This window comes from Methanospirillum sp., assembly GCF_035406105.1.
Classification (GTDB): Archaea; Halobacteriota; Methanomicrobia; order Methanomicrobiales; family Methanospirillaceae; genus Methanospirillum.
Genome location: NZ_DAONKG010000357.1, coordinates 1 through 1405 on the forward strand (window position 1 = coordinate 1; position 1405 = coordinate 1405).

At 45.8% G+C, this 1405-nt stretch carries 2 protein-coding genes; both read right to left on the reverse strand.

Annotation, left to right across the window (positions count from 1 at the left end):
- On the reverse strand, positions 1-553 hold a 553-nt coding region (locus PLA23_RS13440; protein ID WP_324475543.1), incomplete at its 3' end, for a hypothetical protein.
- Between the two features lie 200 nt (positions 554-753).
- Positions 754-1405 (reverse strand): tetratricopeptide repeat protein (locus PLA23_RS13445; RefSeq protein WP_324475544.1); only part of this gene is annotated, 652 nt, incomplete at its 5' end.

A 1405-nucleotide genomic window follows, 5' to 3' on the forward strand; every position in this document is an offset into this window, starting at 1 on the left:
GCCTGATCCGGGTATTATCTTTTGTAAACCAGGAGGGCAGGCATCGGTCACGGTCATGTATCCAGATAAGCAGGTTATACCGGGGATACGAGCTTCCGGCAAGAAGTCTGGGTTCAGCATTCTGGCAGGCGTTAAACATATTAAAAAAGAATTTATCCGAGCTGTGATACCGTTCATCATGCCTGATTATCTGATTTAAAATGATCGCAGAATATGCAGTCCGGTTATAAGCACTCTTATGTAAAATCTCAACTGTCCTCTCAAGGGAGGGAGGCCCGGTCTTCTCTACAGACAGTACATCGCCTAATATGGCATGAATCGTATCCGGATCCCCATGCATATGAGAAAACCCGACAAACGGATCAAGTGCCAGTACGATCGCATACCCTTCCTTGACCAGAATCGTGCGGATGTAATCTTTGAGCCGCAATGTGGTCAGACTGCCATCTATCTCAATCGGATATACATCCAGAATATTACCGGTAAATGAAAACTGCGGGGTTACCGAGAGAAACCTGACAAACTCCGTAGTCCATTTCGGTAGCTCAAACATCTGTGTCACCTGCACTATTCCTGAGATATTTCATGGCATGGTCAGGCAGGGTCCTCATTGCCGGATGCTGAAAAGAAAATCCCAGTACTGAAATGATAGTATCTAGCTCGCACTTGATCCTTATTAACATACACCATTCAACCAACAAAGACCTGACACAGAAGACGGGGGTTTTCTTTTACAAAAAATCCTGGTGGGTATCACAAAAACTTTATGGAGACCATCTTACGGGCCCATTCATTCTCCGGATCTCTAGCCAGAATCTTGTCCAAATATACCCGTGCTTCAGATTTTGCTCCACGTTTGAGCAGAATGAATGCCATCATCCGAAGCGCTTCAATGATGGTCTCATCTTTTTCAATAACCATTGTGACATATTTTTCTGCTTCAGCATAATCTCCGAGTTTCAGGTAGCATCGTGCCGCTTTCACACAACTGATGAGATGCTCCGGATAATTCTCACAGATTTCCAAAAAGGAGGCAAGCGCTTCAGGGACACGTTCAATAGCATAGAGCGACTCTCCTTTATAATAAAGAGCCTTTGGCAGACCCGGATAGGTTTTCAGGATGCGATCACAGACCTCAATTGATTCCCAGAACCGTTTCTGATGATAATAAAGGCGCGCAAGGCCGATCTGAGGCAAAGGCTGGGCAATATGGACTTGTGGAACCTCAAGATACTGCTGCTCTGCCCTGGTGATATTCCCGGTCTCCTCCATATATTCTCCCATCAGCCAGGTAACCAGGGGGTCGTCTGATTTCTGAATGAGTTTATGCGACAGGCAAAAACCAGCCTCATGACTTCTTTTTAGTTTATAAAGGCACATCCCCCGCATTGCCCATCCCACAGCA